Origin of the sequence: Petroclostridium sp. X23, from assembly GCF_030013905.1 — a bacterium.
Taxonomy (GTDB): Bacteria; Bacillota; Clostridia; order SK-Y3; family SK-Y3; genus X23.
In genome coordinates this window covers 507937-525233 of the sequence record NZ_CP124862.1, presented here as the reverse complement: position 1 = coordinate 525233, position 17297 = coordinate 507937, and the positions used below count along the sequence as shown (strand labels likewise).

Genomic DNA, 17297 nt, shown 5'->3' with positions numbered 1-17297 from the left:
AGAATTATTTAATAGTAATTAGTCGGATAAGGGCATATGAAAAGATATTTATCAATTCTTTTGGTACTGGGAATGTTTTTAATGACCCTTGGAGGAATTTGGACGATAGCATACGCTGATAATGACGACACTATTAATTTTGAATATACGGTCTATAGCACTGACAGTATCGAATTAACCGGCAGCAGCAGCATTAACGGAAATACGGCGATGAATACCGGTAATTTGAATATAACCGGCAGCAGTAAAATCAATGGAGGGTTATATCTTCCACAAGGAAATTCTGTAGGATACGGCAGTCAAGAGATAACCGGCGGCATTCATTATACCGATGCTGCAAAAACATTTGCGATGCCCGGTTTTTCCGAGGCTCCCGACAATCTTATCAAGTTGGAAGATCTGACAATAGGAAACTGGCCTATACAATCGTATACCATAGAGCAAGATGCTTGGTATGATTCGTTATCTCTTGTTGGAAATAGTGAATTGACAATCAATGTGGGAGATGGCCAAAGAGTATTAAGGATAGGTACTTTTGATTTAAGCCAAGGTCATATAAAATTAGTAGGAAGCGGAAAACTCTTTATATTTGCCGATCAGGTATTTTCTGTTAACGGTTCAAGTACGTTAAATAGCGGAGGTTCTTCCGATAAGGTACATATTTTTGTATCCGGTTCAGGCACAGTCAACATGTCTGGCAGCACTAAGATCAATGGGAATATTTATGCGCCGTATGCAGACCTTAATATAGCGGGCAGCGCACAATTGATTGGTAATGCGGTAATAGGTGGAACCGAAGTGGACTTAAGCGGAAATACCCCATTTATTGGCGCAATGTATTCACCAAATGCAGTGGTGGAGCTAAATGGCAGTTCTGAGATTAGCGGGGCCGTGATATGCAAAAAAATGGAGTTGGTTGGTAATTCCCATGTGAATAATAAACCGATTAACTGTATAATACCGGGGTATCTGACTGAAGCGAGGGAGATTGCAACAGTTCCTACCGTTACATTAAGCAAGGATGTTCAAGTTAGCGGCAATAATCCCTATAATATTTTATTAAAATACACTTCTGATATCGTAGTTGAAAACAGTATCTATAGTTTATATAGAAAAACAGGGAAAACCGGAATCTGGGAGTTGTTAGGGACATCCACAAATGCAAATGGTGCTTTTGAAGATGTAGTGAGCAATTACGGTACATACAGCTATAAGATTGGTGTTGTAATTCCTGATGGTTCCCAGAGTGAATCAAATCAAATCAGTGTCAATTTAGGAGGAACTGCCAACGAAGATGGTGTGATCGATTTTGAATATACGGTATATGCTACAGATCGTATCGAGATGACAGGTAGCAGCAGTATTAACGGTAATACAGCCATGAATACAAGGGATTTGAATATAAACGGAAGCAGTAAAATCAAAGGAAGCTTATATATTCCGAATGGTGTAGATGTCGGATATGGAAATAAGATCATAACCGGCGGTATTCATTATATGGATGATGCAAAAACATTCACGATGCCTAATTTTTCCGAACCACCGGACAACCTTGAAGATTTAAATGATCCGACAGTCGGACAGTGGCCAAGACAGTCTTATACGATAGAACAAGATGGTTATTATGATTCATTGTCTCTGGTTGGAAATGGCAGCCTGACAATCGATGTGGGAGACGATCAAAGGGTATTAAGGATAGGAACGTTAAATTTAAGCCAAGGTCATATTAATTTGATTGGGAACGGAAAACTTTTTATATTTGCCGATCAAGTATTTTCTGTTAACGGTTCAAGTACGTTAAATAGCGGAGGTTCTTCCGATAATGTGCATATTTTTGTATCCGGTACCGGTACGATTAGTTTATCAGGCAGTACGGAAATTTATGGGAATATCTATGCACCGGATGCAAAGCTTAGCATATCTGGCAGTGCCCGACTAACCGGAAACGCAATTATAGGAGGGACGAAAGTAGACTTGAGCGGAAGCACGCCTTTTACCGGTGCGATGTATGCCCCAAATGCACTTGTACATCTGCAAGGCAGTTCAAAAATCAACGGGGCTTTGATATCTAAAAAATTAGAGTTGAACGGAAGTTCTCAAGTGAATTATAAAGAAGTAAACTGTGTAATACCGGGATATTTAACCGGCTCAGGGGAACCTTTGCCCGTTCCGGATGTTACACTGAACCAGTCTGTAGATATCACGGGGCACGGACCATTTAACGTTACTTTATATTATACTTCGGATATTGAAGTTGAGAACAGTGTATATAAATTGTATAGAAAAGATGGGGTAGACGGAAACTGGCAGTATATAGATACATCTACAGATGCAACAGGTGCGTTTTCAGATACCGTTAGTCAGTACGGTTCATATACTTATAAGATTGTTGTTGCCAATCCGGAGGGAGCAGAAAATGAGTCAAATGAAGTAAGTATAGATCTAACAGAGTATTCACTGCTATATTCATTTGAAAACGGTAAAATAGTTTTTAAATGGGCAGATATGGATGCCGATTATTATTTACTTTGGCTCGATGGCCAAGTGATCTCAAACATTGAAACAATGATGCCGATAAATATCCAAGGTGATAGGAAGTATCTTGATAGGGAGTATACAGGTCTGGACAGCAGCTTGAAAGACTATGTATTTTACATGTTAAAGCAAAGAATTGGGAATATAGATCAATCCAACGATTTTCTGAATTTGTCACAAGCGGATAGTTCTCATTATTTGCAGATGCAAGGAAATAACTATATATATAAAGCCTCTGTTTTGGAAGATAAAATCTACTATGTTGTTGTAAAGGGATATAAAGAACGTAGCGTAGGATGTTGGGAAAGCAATCTTATGACAGCTACGATTGATTTAAGGCTGCCGGAATACATTGATATTGCCACACAGGCATCTGAAAATAGTCATGGCGGATATGATGTGACTATAGGATATACACCGTCGGATACGCTTCCGGAGGTTAGTTACAAATTGTATAAAAAGGTTGCCGGAGGTGAGTGGGAAGAGGTTATTCCTTCTTCTCAGACCGGAAACAGTTTTACATATACTGAAAACAGTACAGAAAAGATTTATTATAAAGTAGTTGCACAAAATAATGTCGGTCATACATTTTCTGCCGGTGATGACGAATCTGTTTATATAGATTTCAGAGGTGCTCCGGTACCAAGTATTACGGCAGATTATAATGTGGGTGATAGAAACCTGATTTTAAATGTTGACCTTCACGATACTGAGAATATCACAACAAAATATAAAATATATAAAGACGGTATTTTGGTATTTACTCAAAAAAATCCTAGTATTACTGAGTGGGCAGATGAAAATGTACAGTTGGGGCACACCTATACTTATCAAGTGATTGCGTATAATCAATTTGATAAGCCTACAGAATCGAATACGGAAGACGTGTTAGTTAGTGCCATGGATACGCCTCAAATAACAGGGGTTACTATAAAAGTAGGAGAAGATGGAAGCAAGGTTCTCGTTATTACATACACTTTAGACAGTAACGGCATTGCTGAGAATTATGAGTTGCTTGTGGATGGAAATAGTGTAAAAGAAAGTACAACAGGGGTAGTTGAGTTTGCACCTACTACAAACGTTTTCCAGATTTCCATCAAACCTAGAGATGGGGAAGGTCATTACGGAAATGAATCAGACCGTATTACGATAGACTTAACAAAGTATCAAATGGATTTTGATGCCAATAGAATTGACAGTAATTTTGCCGAATCGGAGGTATATCTTAGTGGTGAAAAAGTCAAATATAATATAAATTTCAATAGTACGATTGATATGGAGGATGTAGCTTTACAGATGGATTTGAATTCCGGTGAGTACAGTAATAAAGTATTCTATGTACCGCAGGAATACAAAGCAAATGGAGAAGCAGTGTATATTCGTGCAGGAATTGATGATACTAACGTTATATATGAGGAAGCTGACGGATATGGAGAGACTGGTGCCGGAAATGATTCTAAAGTGCTTAAAGTAAAATATATGTTGAAGGATGAGAATAATAGCGATATTTTGTTTGCATATGATGATGAAGGCGAAATAAAGAGATACGTATTTATTGTTGAATTAAAGATTGGGATTATCAGTGACGAAAATGGTGATAGGATTCCATTAAAAAATACGGTAAAGCTGAGTTTTAATACCCAATCACCGGAAGGAATTGTTTTTCCTATAACTATTGAGAAGGATATTGTTGTCAATGTTTATTCTTCTATTCCGGAATTACGATAGTAAAAAATTGTTTATATTTAGCAATGATATCATGTATAATGCTATTAATGATAGGTGAAGGCAGTGCCTTCACCTACTGCTTAAGGAACCTGCAATTGGTGGAAAAACATTAAGCGTTTAAGATGAGTCGAACATACATCATAACACATGAAAAAGCTGCTTATTTATTCCTAATAGTAAGCAGCTTTTTCCAATATCTTTATAATGATATTGCATTTCAGATATGTTACCTTTTTAATAACTTACTGATTAAATTCAATTCATAGACAGCACGATGTTCATTCATTTTTCGTCCACCATTTGCTTTTGCAAATTCCCGAGATGTTTTGTACATTATAAAAGGAGCTGTATAAACACCTAGAATGCCATACTCTGCGAAAAATGTCGCAATCGACGAATACAAATGGCGTGCTTTGATAGGCTTGTAAAAATGATATGAAGAACTAAAAAACATTCTCCAATATTCATGCCGTTTAAATTCATATAATACAAAGAAGAGAATCAGCCCGGTGACAATTCCCTGAACCGGGCCTATGATGCCAAATACTAACCCTCCAAATATCGCCGTGGGTAATGCGGCTACGATGCCGCTGCTAACTTTAGAAGATGCAATCGCATTTTTCAATACACCCTGCAATTCCTGCAATTCTTCTTTGGACATTGATTCAAAATCCAAACAGGGGCTGACATTCCGTGATGTGATATCTTTATCACTCATTCCGAATGCTGCTGAAATGATCTCAGAAAAATTATTTACAAACTCTAACATTTTATGACCTCCTTAAAATATTTAAATAATCATTAGAACTTTAGATAGCGTGCATAATTGAGTTTTATATTATAAATGAGGTTATTCACTAACACTAAAACTCCAAAAGCAATAAAATAGGGGAAGCCTATAATAATAACAAAGGCAATTAATCCAAAAACAAAAATTAGCAGTGCATATACTATAAGTAATCCCCAATAAAGAATGGTCTTTCCAATGCAAATGAGTATAGATGCAATATTGATAGTGCTAAGAGAAGATGAAAACGCTGAATAATCAATAGATTTTGCAGCATTAGTCAAACCAAAGAAAACTTTTGACAGCGCGTCTGAAATATTTTGAAGGGAGGATTCAATCCATGTGGATTGTACGGTTGCAGCTTTCAAAAAATCCTCTGTTAATTCAAACCGCTTTCCAATGCTTACCGTAATGTCAGCCATATGAAACTTATATAGTAAAACATACAAAACAGGGATTATAACCATCAGTGCAAATAGAAATCGAACAATAAGAGCCGAAGAAAGACGAACCGTTAAGAACTTAATTAAGATTAAAACAATGGCAGTTCCAATAATAAAATCCCTATTAACAGAAATAAAGCTAATAAGAAATTTATCTAATCCTGCAACCACTATAAATGGCAGAATCACAACAGCAGTGATCAGCATTGCAATGATATTAAAGGCCATATAGTATCCGATACCATCTGCAATGACGGCGGCTTCTTCAGGAGTTAAAGGATCAGAGATATAACCCATACGGGTTTCCGGATTAAAATATATAAACTTCATCTTTTGCCTCCACATTTTGCTCAAGTTATAAATGCATAGCCTTTTTGCCATTTGTTCTAATTAAAAAACAGAATACTATAAAAATATTATGGGTACAATATGTGTTTGCCACTGTGCCTAAAAAAATTATTACTTAGGTGTTTTATATCTTATATATTATAATATGCAAGTTTAAAAATCAATAAATTCAAAGCACAATTTTCAGATGATTCTCAAACCTTCTTTATAACAATGCTTTAGCTGCTTTTTTGCCAAATGAATTATCACTACTGGGTAAGAAATCAGGAGAAACACGTTTGGGTTTTGCCGTCCTTTTTAAATTCTTTCAACATGATGAAGCTAAATGGTCTTCTGTTAATAGCTTAGACACAAATTCAGAAACTTTTGTATACTTTTCTATACAAATAGACATCTTTATGATAGAATATTACAATTATGATACGGATATAATGGGAGGGTCAGCATGCACCTGAAAAACTATATGGAAGAAGTCGTCTTTAATATGATGGAAGGGATTTTAAAAGATATCAATTGCTGTACATGCGACAAATGCTTGATGGATATTGCTGCGCTGGCGTTAAATGATCTTCCGCCCAAGTATGTTGTTACCGATCAGGGAGAGGTATATCTGAAAATAAACGCGTTGCAGCAACAGTTTGAAGTAGACGCAACAACCGCCATTATAAAAGCGGCAGTGCTTGTAAAAAGAAATCCAAGACATGAATAAACAGCGTTAATAATAAAGAGTATTTGATAAAGGAAAGGTATAAACCGTTCTCTGCGGAAATTTTTTCACAGGGAAGGGTTTATAACCGTTCCTTTCATATTATTGTTGGAGGGCAAAATGAATAAAAATATAGTTCTGACAGGATTTATGGGGTCAGGGAAGACTACGGTTGGAAAAATAGCAGCGGAAAAACTAAATATGATATTTATTGATGTTGATGCGTATATTGAAAATGAACAGCAAAAAAAGATATCGGATATTTTCGAACAGTTTGGTGAGGAGTATTTTAGAAATCTGGAAACGGATATGGTGAAGAAGGTCGCGTTAGAGCAAAATGCGGTTATTGCGACCGGCGGCGGTGTGGTATTGAGAAAAGAAAATCTTGATTATCTTAGGCAAAATGGTGTTATTGTATATTTGTATTCAAATGAAGAAGCTATCATGCGGAATACATCCCATAATACCGACAGACCGTTACTAAAGGGGCCGGATGCGAAAGCGAGAATTGCAGAATTATTAAAGAAAAGAGCTGCCTTTTACAGCAATCATGATTTTAAAATCGATGTGTCCATGCTAACTGTTGAGCAGGCTGTTGAAGCTGTATTGAATATATATGGCCAAATACAGGCAAAATAATATAAAAAAACCTAGATTTTTGAAAGGAAGAAATGGATGACAGTTAAATTCGGTCCTTCGGGGAATTCCGATAAATTTTACGAACAAGGATACAAATCATCGCTGCAGATGCCGAAGTGGCTAAAGGATATGGGGCTGGACGCCTATGAATACCAATGCAGCAAGGGTGTTAAGATTTCTGAAGAAACAGCGGTAAAACTGGGAGAGAATGCAAAAGAGCAGGGAATTACAATGAGTATTCATGCTCCTTATTATATAAATCTTGCAAGTGTCGAACCGGAAAAGCGGGAGAACAGCAAGCGGTATATTATTGAGACCATGACTGCGGCGCGCTGGATGGGAGCCGAAAGGATTGTTGTACATCCGGGGTCATGCAGTAAAATGGATAGAAAAAAAGCACTGGTATTAGCTAAAGAAACATTAAAAACAACCCTTGCCCAGGCAGACGAAATGGGACTGGGAGATATACATATCTGCCCTGAAACGTTAGGGAAAATTAATCAGCTTGGGACGCTGGAAGAAATTCTGGAATTGTGTATGCTAGATGAGAGGCTTATACCTACCATTGATTTCGGACATATTCATGCAAGGGGTTTAGGATGTTTGATAGATCAGAGTGATTTCGAAAAAATTTTTGATATCATGGAAAAAGCATTGGGCAATGATAGACTAAAGTCGTTTCACAGCCATTTCAGCCGGATAGAATTTACTGCCGGTGGTGAAAAAAAGCACTGGTGCTTTGGTGATACACAATATGGGCCGGAATTCGAACCTATTGCAGAAATTCTTTATAGAAAGAATCTAAGCCCGACTATCATTTGTGAATCCAGAGGAACAATGGCTGAAGACGCGCTGGAATTAAAAAAGATATATATGAAAGTGGGGAACTAATAGTGAGTAGTGGGGAGAAAAAAAGGATATTGGTCATACACGGGCCTAATATCAATATGATTGGAATAAGAGAAAAAGGTGTATACGGTACCGAGAGTTTTGACAGCATCAATGAAAGAATCAAGCAGGAAGCCCTTCAGCTTGATATAGATATTGAGATATTCCAATCCAATCATGAAGGTGCGATTATTGATAAAATCCAACAGGCATTGGGGAATGTAGACGGTATTGTAATCAATCCGGGTGCGCATACCCATTATAGTATTGCCATCAGAGATGCGGTAAAAGGGGTGAATATACCTACCGTGGAAGTGCATTTGTCCAATGTACACGCGAGAGAAGAATTCCGCGCCAAATCAGTGATCGCTCCGGTATGCGTGGGACAGATCAGTGGGTTTGGCGGAGATAGTTATTTGTTGGGGCTTAGGGCAATCAACAAGAAGATCAGTGAATAGTTAATAGTGAATAATTAATAATGTACGATGAACAATATAAAATTTAAATTATAAAAAGTTCGATTCAGCACGCAGAGGAAATCAAACTTGGGGACTGTCCCTGCTGTTTGCCCGGTTTTGGCATAACAGAGGGACTGTCCACATGTTTGATTTTCGACCAATTAAGTACTTTTTCACATCCTCCCATAGAGGGAAATGATGTCTCAAACAATATAAAATTCATAATGGAGGGCTAGATGTTTTTACAGAAAAGATTGACTTCATTGCAGAATAAGCTAAAAGAAAATAACATGGATGCGATATTGATTACCAGTCCTGTTAGCCGGGTTTATATAACCGGTTTTACCGGTACGGCGGGATATGGTATTGTGATGCAATCCGGTGCGTTTTTGTTTACCGATTTTCGTTATACGCAGCAGGCAAGAGAGCAGGCTAAGCATTTTAATGTTATAGAGTTTCAGGGGAATCCTTTGGATTCAATAAACTCTTTACTGAAAGATCATACGATCAGAAAACTGGGATTTGAAGATAAAGATGTAACATATGCGCAGTTTGAGCAGTTTAAGGATAAAATGAATGCGGTAAGGTTAGAACACGTAGGAAGTATTATAGAAGACTTGCGTGTTATAAAAGATGAACAAGAAATCCAAAAGATGCGGGAAGCGGCCAGGATCGCGGATCTTGGTTTTAAACACATCCTTGGGTATGTCAAGCCGGGAATGACTGAAAATGATGTAGCTTTGGAACTGGAATATTTTATGAAGAGGAACGGCGCAAAAGGCCTTTCGTTTGAGACTATTGCGGCGTCCGGAGTGCGCTCATCTTTGCCTCATGGTGTAGCGTCAATGAAAAAGATTGAAAAAGGCGATCTGTTGACATTGGATTTTGGCTGCATATTTGAAGGGTATTGCTCGGATATGACAAGAACCATAGGGATCGGAGCACTGGATGACAAGCAGAAGCAAATCTATAAAATCGTATTAGAGGCACAGATGAAAGCACTGGATGCGATTACCGCAGGAAAAACAGGAACGGAGATAGATAAAATAGCAAGAGATATTATAACGGATTATGGTTACGGCAGTCAGTTCGGACATGGTTTGGGGCATGGCGTAGGATTGGAAATACATGAAGCACCGCGGCTGTCTGTGGCCGGTGAGAATAAACTGAAGAAAGGTATGGTCGTGACTGTAGAGCCGGGGATATATATTGAAGGCTTTGGCGGTGTAAGAATTGAGGATATGGTGGTTGTTACCGATAGCGGAATTGACAATCTAACTTCTTCTACAAAAGAATTATTAATAATTTAGAAAGATTATCCTTGAAATTTCATTGATTTTAAATTAAACTATTGTAGAAAATACAAAAGGTAAGATAAAATGGGTAAAACTACTTTTATTAAACAGATCGAAGTTTAATGATTAAATATGGAAAGCTGTGAACTACGAACTGTAAAACAATAACGGAGGGATTAACGAATGATATCTGCAGGTGAATTTAGAAACGGTATTACATTTGAGTTGGATGGCAATGTTTTTCAAATTGTTGAGTTTCAGCATGTAAAACCCGGTAAAGGAGCAGCCTTTGTAAGAACAAGATTAAGAAATGTTATTACAGGAGCTGTTATTGAAAAAACTTTCAGACCGACTGAAAAAATGCCGAAAGCGCATATTGAAAGAAAGGATATGCAGTACTTATATAACGATGGCGGTCTTTATTATTTTATGGATCAAGAAACCTATGAGCAGATGCCTGTAAATGAAAGTCAGTTAGGTGATGCGCTTAAGTTTGTTAAAGAAAATATGATTGTTAAAGTTCTTTCCTATAAAGGTTCAGTATTTGGAATTGAGCCTCCGAACTTTGTAGAGCTTGAAGTAACGCAAACAGACCCGGGATTTAAAGGAGATACCGCTACCGGAGCAACAAAACCGGCTACTTTGGAAACGGGAGCGACCATCAATGTGCCGCTTTTCATTAACCAGGGAGATATGATCCGTGTAGATACCAGAACCGGAGAGTATATGGAAAGAGTATAATGGTAATAATATTTTCATAGTAAGATATTAGCATACTAATAATAACAACAAGGAGGACTCTAAATGGAATACTTAGGTGAAAGAGTTGCATATTTAAAAGGGCTTGCAGATGGTTTGGATGTCGATGAAAATACGAAGGAAGGTAAACTTCTTAAAAACATCATTGATGTTCTTGGAGATTTTGCGGAAGCGATCAACGATATGGAAGACTCTCAGATTCAACTTAGCGATCATATAGAAGAGATTGATGAAGATCTAGCTCAATTGGAATATGAAGTATATGATGATGAAGATGAATATATGGATGAGGACGATGAAGAAGAAATAGACTATTTCGAAGTGGAATGTCCTAATTGTCATGAAACTGTTTATCTTGACGGAGATATATTCGATGGTGAAGATGAAGATGAAATTACATGTCCGAATTGCAAAGAACCTATCGAAATTGAGTTTGATTGCGATTGCGGTTGTGATGACCATCATCATGAACATTAAGGTTTAAATCGGTTAACTTAATTGTAGTCAATAACAAAAAAAGGGTAATGAGACAAATTTGTCTCATTACCCTTTTTTTGTTATATCAGAAGGTTATAAGCATACTTTGAATTGATTTACATATTTTTTTCAGATTTGGTTCTAAAAGTGGACAAAGGTTAATATTTATATTTATGAGAGGAGGCAAGTACTATGATAATCACCAATGAAAAAGTGAAAAGCATCGGCTCATTAAAAAGTTATGCACAACGCAGTACGAAAGATATCATTTATAATGATATTCTTTTGTGTGTTTCGACAGAGGTCAGAAATATTATCAGAAAGATTCCGGGATATGTTCTGGAACCGGTAGAGGAAATCCGTTTGAGAGCAAATAAGCCGCTTATGTTATATGACCATACGATAGGGTGGTTTGTAACGCCGGAAGGAAAATTCAGCGAAGATGAGTCCAGTTCGTATTTAGTATCCCAGGATGATATAAATAATTCATTGGAACTTATGAGTAACAATTCAATCTATTCGATTCAAGAAGAATTAAGAAATGGCTTTATAACCGTTTCCGGTGGCCACAGAGTGGGTATTACAGGAAAAGTCATCGCAAATGGACAGAAAGTATCTCATATTAAAGATATATCAGCAATGAATATAAGAATCTCCAAGCAAATCATTGGCGCGGCCGATCATATGATAAAGCATATTATCAAGAGACCTAACATCGTCCATAATACATTGATCATCTCACCGCCGCAATGCGGGAAGACCACCATGTTAAGGGATATCGCGCGTCAATTAAGTTATGGAATCAATGATTGTAACTTCCAAGGAATAAAAGTCGGCATTGTAGATGAACGCTCGGAAATTGCCGGGTGCTATAAAGGCATACCACAGAATGATGTAGGACCAAGAACAGATGTCTTGGATGCATGTCCTAAGGCCTGTGGTTTGATTATGATGATTCGGTCCATGTCGCCGGCAGTGATTATAACCGATGAAATCGGCATGGAGGAAGATATCGCTGCATTAAAGCAGGTGCTTAATGCAGGTGTTAAAATCATTACATCCATTCATGGATACAGTCGCCAGGATGTATTGCGAAGGCCGCTCATTGGGAAGCTTATCGGAGATAATATATTTGAAAAAATCATCATATTAAGTAAATCACGCGGAACAGGAACCATTGAAGAAATAATAGACGGGAAGAGCAGGGATGTCATATGATGCTTAAAGCGGTAGGTTGTTTGATGATCGTAGGAGCTTCTACCACCATGGGATTTTCAGCAGCAAATAAATATGCAAAGCGTCCCGAGGAGTTGCGGGCTTTACAGACAGCATTGCAGATGCTTGAGTCTGAAATAGCGTTTACCCTTAACCCTCTCCCCGAGGCATTTCAAAGAATATCGACCCATGTTCCGGATAATATAAAACAAATATTTGAACATGCATCTTATCTTCTGACACAGAGGACGGGCATGACTGCAAAAGAGGCATGGAAAATATCTATAGATAAGGCAGTCCCCAATATGCATCTTCAAAAGGAAGATAGGGAAGTGCTCATAGCTTTTGGAAACGCATTAGGATGTTCGGACACGCAAAGTCAAATTAAAAATATTCATCTTACATGTTCCAAGCTATTGATGGAAGAAAAGAACGCCCAAGTCCTCAAAGACAAGAATGAGAAATTATGTAAAAACCTAGGGGTACTGGGTGGAATATTAGTTTCTTTATTGTTTCTGTAACTTATAGATAACGAACTTTAGATTTGTAATTTACCAAGTTATATCACGCTAACAGTTAAGATTTCGTAGGGGCGGACGACTCTGTCCGCCCGTAGATAGAGCAATAGTACAGCGGGTGGACAGGGTCGTCCACCCCTACGATGCTTATAAAAACGGAGGTTATCATGATGGGGATTGACCTGATATTTAAAATTGCGGCCATAGGCATATTGGTTTCTGTTTTGAATCAATTATTAGTGAGATCAGGACGTGAGGAACAAGCGATGCTTACTACACTGGCAGGATTGATTGTAGTGCTGCTGATGGTGATACAGGAAATAAGTAATTTGTTTGATACTGTAAAAACAATGTTCAGATTATAATAATGTGGGTGACAATATGGAAATCTTACAAATAGTAGGTTTAGGAATGGTTGCGGCAGTCATATCCATTATTCTAAAAAGCCAGCGGCCTGAGATATCACTGCAAATCGGTATTATAACAGGCGTGATCATTTTTGCTTTGGTGGTGGTTAATCTTTCAACAGTATTAAAGCTGCTTGAGGGAATTGCCAATAAGGTAGATCTGGATTTGATATATGTCACGACCATCATAAAAGTGATCGGTATAGCATATATCGCACAATTTGGGGCTGAAGTATGCAGGGATGCCGGGGAAGGCGCCATTGCTTCAAAAATTGAATTCGCAGGAAAAATACTGATCATCGTAATGGCAGCACCTATAATATTGGCATTGCTAAATCTATTGGTAGAAATTTTACCATAAGGAGAAAAATATGAGAAAAATACTGCTTTTGGTGCTGGTGGTTTTGGTTTTTACAATCACAAGCGCTGCAGCTCAGGATGAGCAAGATAAAATCATTAATGAACAATACGATACGGCGGAAGTAGATCAATTAACGGGTATTGCCGATCACCTGATTGATGCTGAAACCAAGCAGGTGATCCCGGATTTTAATGTTGAAAAACTCACGAAGGATTTGTCCACAGGAAAGATGGAGTTTAATATGGAGTATTTTATGAAGAAGGTCATTAGTTTCTTCATGAAAGAGGTGTATTTAAATGTAAGAATTATGTTGCAGCTGATTGTTTTGGCAATCATTTGCGGGATATTGACAAACCTTCAAAGCTCATTTAACAGAGACGGTGTAGGAGAAGTTGCTTTTTTTGCGTGCTACATTTTTTTAATCGGGGTAATGATTAAAAGTTTTTCCTATGCAGTGGGTATAGGGAGAGACGTGATTGATAACATGGTGATGTTTATGCAGTCCATGGTTCCGACACTGATGACATTGCTGATTTCCACCGGTAATATTACTTCCGCATCTATTTTTCAACCGGCGATTTTGTTTTCAGTACAAATTATTGGAACAGTCATAAAAAACATGTTGATTCCCATTTTATTTTTTGCAACGGCACTTTCAATGGTGAATAATGTTTCGGATAAATTCCATGTCACAAAACTGGTGGATTTCTTAAATCAATTGGCAAAATGGAGTCTGGGGATTTTGCTTACCGGGTTTATCGGCGTCATTACAGTGCAGGGATTCGCTTCTTCAGTCATTGATGGCGTAGGAAGCAAAACAGCAAAGTTTGCCGTAGGAAATTTTATTCCTGTTGTTGGCGGGATATTATCTGATGCTGTTGATACAGTGATAGGATGTTCCCTAATATTAAAAAATGCTATTGGTATTGCCGGACTGGTAGTCATTATCCTAATATGCTTTGTACCAGTAATTAAAATTGCCGCGTTAATGGTGATTTACAGATTGACAGGGGCTGTGATTGAGCCGGTATCGGATAAAAGGATTGTTCAATGTATTAGCGATTTAGGAAATTCACTGACATTGATATTCGCAATGGTGATTTCTGTAGCAGTGATGTTCTTACTGTCCATTACCATCGTTGTTGGCGCAAGTAATATCTCTGCAATGATGAGGTAGGTGATAAGAATGGATATTATAAGAGACTGGATCATAAATATTATTACAGTGATGATGATTTCCTTTTTTGTGGAAATTCTGATGCCGAGTGGAGGTTTTAAAAAATATTCAAAATTGATACTTGGGTTAATCGTGATGATCATGATTATAAAGCCCATTGTTCAGTTGTCGGATAGTGAAGCACTTCTCAATCGGATGACCATTGAAACAGGGAATTATATAGATAAAACAAAAGTTATCCAACAAAGCAAAATGTTGGAAGAAAAACAAACGCAGCAAATTATAAATACCTATCAGGCAAAAATCACCGAACAAGTTGCAACAAGAGTAAAAGCCATCAGCGGCCGATATGATGCGAGAGTAACCGTCAATATAGATACGAATTTGGATAGCAGCAGTTTTGGGTCCATTAGAGATATGGAAATACTACTTGCTTCCGGGTCGGCGGCGGGGTCGGTTCCTGCAATCGCATCTATAAAGCCTGTAAATATATCGACACATGACAATAAAAATGGAGATAGACAAGACACTCAAAATAAAGCTACAAACGATAGTGAAATCAGCAGAGAAGAAGAACAGCTAAGGTTAAAAATATTAGATAATCTGGAAGCTGTTTATAATATACCAAGAGATAACATCAAAATTTATTTACAGAAGAATGTGGAGTGAGGAGGGCTTTTGTGGAGTGGTTTAAAGCAATTTACGAGAGATTTTTTACAGGGGACAAAAGAATGGTCAACTTGGCTATCGTACTCATCATAGGGGTGATTATAGCCATCTCAGGCGGAAGCTTATTTAAGGGAGGAAAAGATAATAATGAAAAAACTGTTCCCATTGTTCAAAACCCAAGTATAACAAAAGGTGAAAAAGATGATGATACATATGGGGAACAGCTGGAGAAGAAATTAGAAAGTATTTTATCGCAAATGCAAGGAGTAGGTAAGGTATCAGTCATGTTAACGTTTCATTCGGGTACAGAGGTTGTTCCGGCAACCGATACGCAGAGCGGAGGAACTGTTACCGAAGAAACGGATAACCAGGGAGGAACCAGGAAAGTTACACAAGAGCAGCTAAACAGTAAACCACTTATGCTTAATTCATCAGGGGGAAAGCAAGAGCCTTTAATATTGAAAGAATTGGAGCCTAAGATCAAAGGGGTGATAATCGTAGCGGAAGGCGCATCGGATATGAAAATAAAGTCTGATATATATCAGGCGGTAAAGACTGTTCTGGGAATACCGGCACACAAAGTACAGGTATTTACAAAATTTAAAAACTAAAAACAATGTGACATAAGGTTTTGCAGTCACTTGTTATAGAATTAAAATTTATTATACTGGGGGTATTGTGATGTTAGTTGTAAAAAGAAGAAGAGTAGTAATTATTGCTTTAGTGGTTATGATTCTAGTAGCGGGTTATTTAAATTGGTCGTATAGAAAGGATACGGAGTTGGTTCCGACTTTTACCGAGGATACGGAAGTATCCCAGAAAAACCTTGGGGAAGCTCAATTGGTAAATGGCAATAATGTTGAAAATGAAAGTGCAAGTGCAAGTTCTTCTATAGAAGAGCAAGAGGATAAAGTGGTAGTAGATACCGGCAGCAGCAACCTATATTTCATTGAAGCAAGAATGAATAAGGAAAGGTCCAGAAGTGAAGCATTGGAAACGTTGCAAAGTGTCGTAGATAATGCTAATTCACCAAAGGAATCTAAAATAAAAGCGCAGGCTGAAGCCGTTGAAATCGCAAAGGCAATTGAGAAAGAAGGAATCATCGAAAGCCTCATCAAGGCCAAAGGGTTTGAAGATAGCGTCGTATTTATTCACAACGGAAATGTTAATGTCGTTGTTCAGTCGGAAGGGTTAATTCCATCCCAGGTCGCGCAAATTCAGGATATTATCCTTACGCATACCGGTGTCGCTACAGAAAAAATTAAAATTGTAGAAGTAAAATAATTTGATTGTACATATTCACTTTTTTTGGTATAATATAACACATCGGATTGAATATAAGGTAAGAGGGGGCAGGTTTTGTATCTGCCCCATGGGTGTGCCCAGGAGTATATATCAGATATTAAAGCTGCAAAGGTTTACTATCTTTAGAGGAGTGATGATTGTGGAAGAGAATCAAGTAGTGACAGCTGACGGTATCGGTAATGTTAAGATTGCTGATGAAGTCGTTGCGATTATTGCGGCAATGGCGGCAACGGATGTAACTGGTGTAGCCGGTATGAGTAGTGGTATTGCGGGTGGTATCGCCGAAATGTTAGGAAAGAAGAACCTGACAAAGGGCATAAAGGTGGATGTCAAAGAAAAAGAAACATTTATAGATTTGTATATCGTAGTAGAATATGGCTCCAGGATCCCTGAAGTTGCGTGGGAGATACAGGAGAAAGTAAAAAATGCTGTAGAAACCATGACGGGATTGAGTGTAGGAAAAGTAAACATACATATACAAGGTGTAAACATTGAAAAGGAACCCAAAAAGGATACACAAACCAAAGATGAAGAAACAGTAAAGAGCAAACAAAAATAACCCTCTCATAGAGGGTTTATTTT

At 37.8% G+C, this 17297-nt stretch carries 19 protein-coding genes; 17 read left to right on the top strand and 2 right to left on the bottom strand.

Going from position 1 to position 17297, the window contains the following annotated elements:
* Positions 1-36: 36 nt before the first annotated feature.
* Positions 37-4263, top strand: a complete 4227-nt coding sequence (locus tag QKW49_RS02525; RefSeq protein WP_282866023.1) for a hypothetical protein — start codon at positions 37-39, stop codon at positions 4261-4263.
* Between the two features lie 226 nt (positions 4264-4489).
* On the opposite strand, the gene QKW49_RS02520 is transcribed toward QKW49_RS02525, so the two are convergent.
* The gene (locus QKW49_RS02520) at positions 4490-5032 is read right to left on the bottom strand and encodes a hypothetical protein (protein WP_282866022.1); all 543 of its coding nucleotides are present in this window, start codon (positions 5030-5032) and stop codon (positions 4490-4492) included.
* 32 nt (positions 5033-5064) lie between these two features.
* Positions 5065-5823 (bottom strand): hypothetical protein, encoded by a 759-nt coding sequence (locus QKW49_RS02515; protein ID WP_282866021.1) that lies wholly within the window; start codon positions 5821-5823, stop codon positions 5065-5067.
* Positions 5824-6286: 463 nt separating this feature from the next.
* Here QKW49_RS02515 and QKW49_RS02510 point away from each other — a divergent pair, with 463 nt between their 5' ends.
* The 16 genes from QKW49_RS02510 (at position 6287) to QKW49_RS02435 (ending at position 17274) form a co-directional block, all read left to right on the top strand.
* A complete protein-coding gene (locus QKW49_RS02510; RefSeq protein ID WP_282866020.1) occupies positions 6287-6550 on the top strand; it encodes a late competence development ComFB family protein in 264 nt (87 codons plus the stop codon).
* Between the two features lie 117 nt (positions 6551-6667).
* A complete protein-coding gene (locus tag QKW49_RS02505) occupies positions 6668-7186 on the top strand; it encodes a shikimate kinase (protein ID WP_282866019.1) in 519 nt (172 codons plus the stop codon).
* A 36-nt stretch (positions 7187-7222) separates the two neighbouring features.
* Positions 7223-8077, top strand: a complete 855-nt coding sequence (locus tag QKW49_RS02500; protein ID WP_282866018.1) for a TIM barrel protein — start codon at positions 7223-7225, stop codon at positions 8075-8077.
* 2 nt (positions 8078-8079) lie between these two features.
* A complete protein-coding gene (aroQ, locus tag QKW49_RS02495; RefSeq protein ID WP_282866017.1) occupies positions 8080-8532 on the top strand; it encodes a type II 3-dehydroquinate dehydratase in 453 nt (150 codons plus the stop codon).
* Positions 8533-8768: 236 nt separating this feature from the next.
* The gene (locus tag QKW49_RS02490; RefSeq protein ID WP_282866016.1) at positions 8769-9842 is read left to right on the top strand and encodes a Xaa-Pro peptidase family protein; all 1074 of its coding nucleotides are present in this window, start codon (positions 8769-8771) and stop codon (positions 9840-9842) included.
* A gap of 168 nt (positions 9843-10010) precedes the next feature.
* On the top strand, positions 10011-10568 hold the full coding sequence (efp, locus tag QKW49_RS02485; RefSeq protein WP_282866015.1) for an elongation factor P: 558 nt from the start codon (positions 10011-10013) through the stop codon (positions 10566-10568).
* Positions 10569-10631: 63 nt separating this feature from the next.
* Positions 10632-11063, top strand: coding sequence for a CD1247 N-terminal domain-containing protein (locus QKW49_RS02480; RefSeq protein ID WP_282866014.1), 432 nt, complete (start codon positions 10632-10634; stop codon positions 11061-11063).
* Positions 11064-11255: 192 nt separating this feature from the next.
* Positions 11256-12281: a stage III sporulation protein AA gene (spoIIIAA, locus tag QKW49_RS02475; RefSeq protein ID WP_282866013.1), complete on the top strand. Its 1026-nt coding sequence runs from the start codon at positions 11256-11258 to the stop codon at positions 12279-12281.
* Positions 12278-12799 (top strand): stage III sporulation protein SpoIIIAB, encoded by a 522-nt coding sequence (gene spoIIIAB, locus QKW49_RS02470; RefSeq protein ID WP_282866012.1) that lies wholly within the window; start codon positions 12278-12280, stop codon positions 12797-12799. The genes spoIIIAA and spoIIIAB overlap by 4 nt, the downstream gene beginning before the upstream one ends.
* Before the next feature lie 167 nt (positions 12800-12966).
* Positions 12967-13161: a stage III sporulation protein AC gene (gene spoIIIAC / locus QKW49_RS02465; protein WP_282868042.1), complete on the top strand. Its 195-nt coding sequence runs from the start codon at positions 12967-12969 to the stop codon at positions 13159-13161.
* Between the two features lie 16 nt (positions 13162-13177).
* A complete protein-coding gene (spoIIIAD, locus tag QKW49_RS02460) occupies positions 13178-13564 on the top strand; it encodes a stage III sporulation protein AD (protein ID WP_282866011.1) in 387 nt (128 codons plus the stop codon).
* Between the two features lie 10 nt (positions 13565-13574).
* Entirely contained in the window at positions 13575-14741 is a 1167-nt protein-coding gene (gene spoIIIAE / locus QKW49_RS02455) for a stage III sporulation protein AE (RefSeq protein WP_282866009.1), read from the top strand.
* A gap of 9 nt (positions 14742-14750) precedes the next feature.
* Complete coding sequence (gene spoIIIAF / locus QKW49_RS02450; protein ID WP_282866007.1) at positions 14751-15410, top strand: stage III sporulation protein AF; 660 nt, start codon at positions 14751-14753, stop codon at positions 15408-15410.
* 11 nt (positions 15411-15421) lie between these two features.
* Positions 15422-16021 carry a stage III sporulation protein AG gene (gene spoIIIAG, locus QKW49_RS02445; protein WP_282866006.1) on the top strand — a complete coding sequence of 200 codons (600 nt, stop codon included), beginning with the start codon at positions 15422-15424 and terminating at the stop codon, positions 16019-16021.
* Positions 16022-16091: 70 nt separating this feature from the next.
* Positions 16092-16694: a SpoIIIAH-like family protein gene (locus QKW49_RS02440; RefSeq protein ID WP_282866005.1), complete on the top strand. Its 603-nt coding sequence runs from the start codon at positions 16092-16094 to the stop codon at positions 16692-16694.
* Positions 16695-16848: 154 nt separating this feature from the next.
* A complete protein-coding gene (locus QKW49_RS02435) occupies positions 16849-17274 on the top strand; it encodes an Asp23/Gls24 family envelope stress response protein (RefSeq protein WP_282866004.1) in 426 nt (141 codons plus the stop codon).
* Positions 17275-17297: the final 23 nt, after the last annotated feature.

Coding starts and splice junctions, on each gene's coding strand:
- spoIIIAB (WP_282866012.1), top strand. CDS start 12,278: ATGATGCTTAAAGCGGTAGGTTGTTTGATGATCGTAGGAGCTTCTACC.
- QKW49_RS02440 (WP_282866005.1), top strand. CDS start 16,092: ATGTTAGTTGTAAAAAGAAGAAGAGTAGTAATTATTGCTTTAGTGGTT.
- QKW49_RS02520 (WP_282866022.1), bottom strand. CDS start 5,032: ATGTTAGAGTTTGTAAATAATTTTTCTGAGATCATTTCAGCAGCATTC.
- QKW49_RS02500 (WP_282866018.1), top strand. CDS start 7,223: ATGACAGTTAAATTCGGTCCTTCGGGGAATTCCGATAAATTTTACGAA.
- spoIIIAC (WP_282868042.1), top strand. CDS start 12,967: ATGGGGATTGACCTGATATTTAAAATTGCGGCCATAGGCATATTGGTT.
- spoIIIAE (WP_282866009.1), top strand. CDS start 13,575: ATGAGAAAAATACTGCTTTTGGTGCTGGTGGTTTTGGTTTTTACAATC.
- QKW49_RS02490 (WP_282866016.1), top strand. CDS start 8,769: ATGTTTTTACAGAAAAGATTGACTTCATTGCAGAATAAGCTAAAAGAA.
- efp (WP_282866015.1), top strand. CDS start 10,011: ATGATATCTGCAGGTGAATTTAGAAACGGTATTACATTTGAGTTGGAT.
- QKW49_RS02505 (WP_282866019.1), top strand. CDS start 6,668: ATGAATAAAAATATAGTTCTGACAGGATTTATGGGGTCAGGGAAGACT.
- QKW49_RS02525 (WP_282866023.1), top strand. CDS start 37: ATGAAAAGATATTTATCAATTCTTTTGGTACTGGGAATGTTTTTAATG.
- QKW49_RS02435 (WP_282866004.1), top strand. CDS start 16,849: ATGATTGTGGAAGAGAATCAAGTAGTGACAGCTGACGGTATCGGTAAT.
- QKW49_RS02480 (WP_282866014.1), top strand. CDS start 10,632: ATGGAATACTTAGGTGAAAGAGTTGCATATTTAAAAGGGCTTGCAGAT.
- QKW49_RS02510 (WP_282866020.1), top strand. CDS start 6,287: ATGCACCTGAAAAACTATATGGAAGAAGTCGTCTTTAATATGATGGAA.
- spoIIIAF (WP_282866007.1), top strand. CDS start 14,751: ATGGATATTATAAGAGACTGGATCATAAATATTATTACAGTGATGATG.
- spoIIIAA (WP_282866013.1), top strand. CDS start 11,256: ATGATAATCACCAATGAAAAAGTGAAAAGCATCGGCTCATTAAAAAGT.
- spoIIIAD (WP_282866011.1), top strand. CDS start 13,178: ATGGAAATCTTACAAATAGTAGGTTTAGGAATGGTTGCGGCAGTCATA.
- QKW49_RS02515 (WP_282866021.1), bottom strand. CDS start 5,823: ATGAAGTTTATATATTTTAATCCGGAAACCCGTATGGGTTATATCTCT.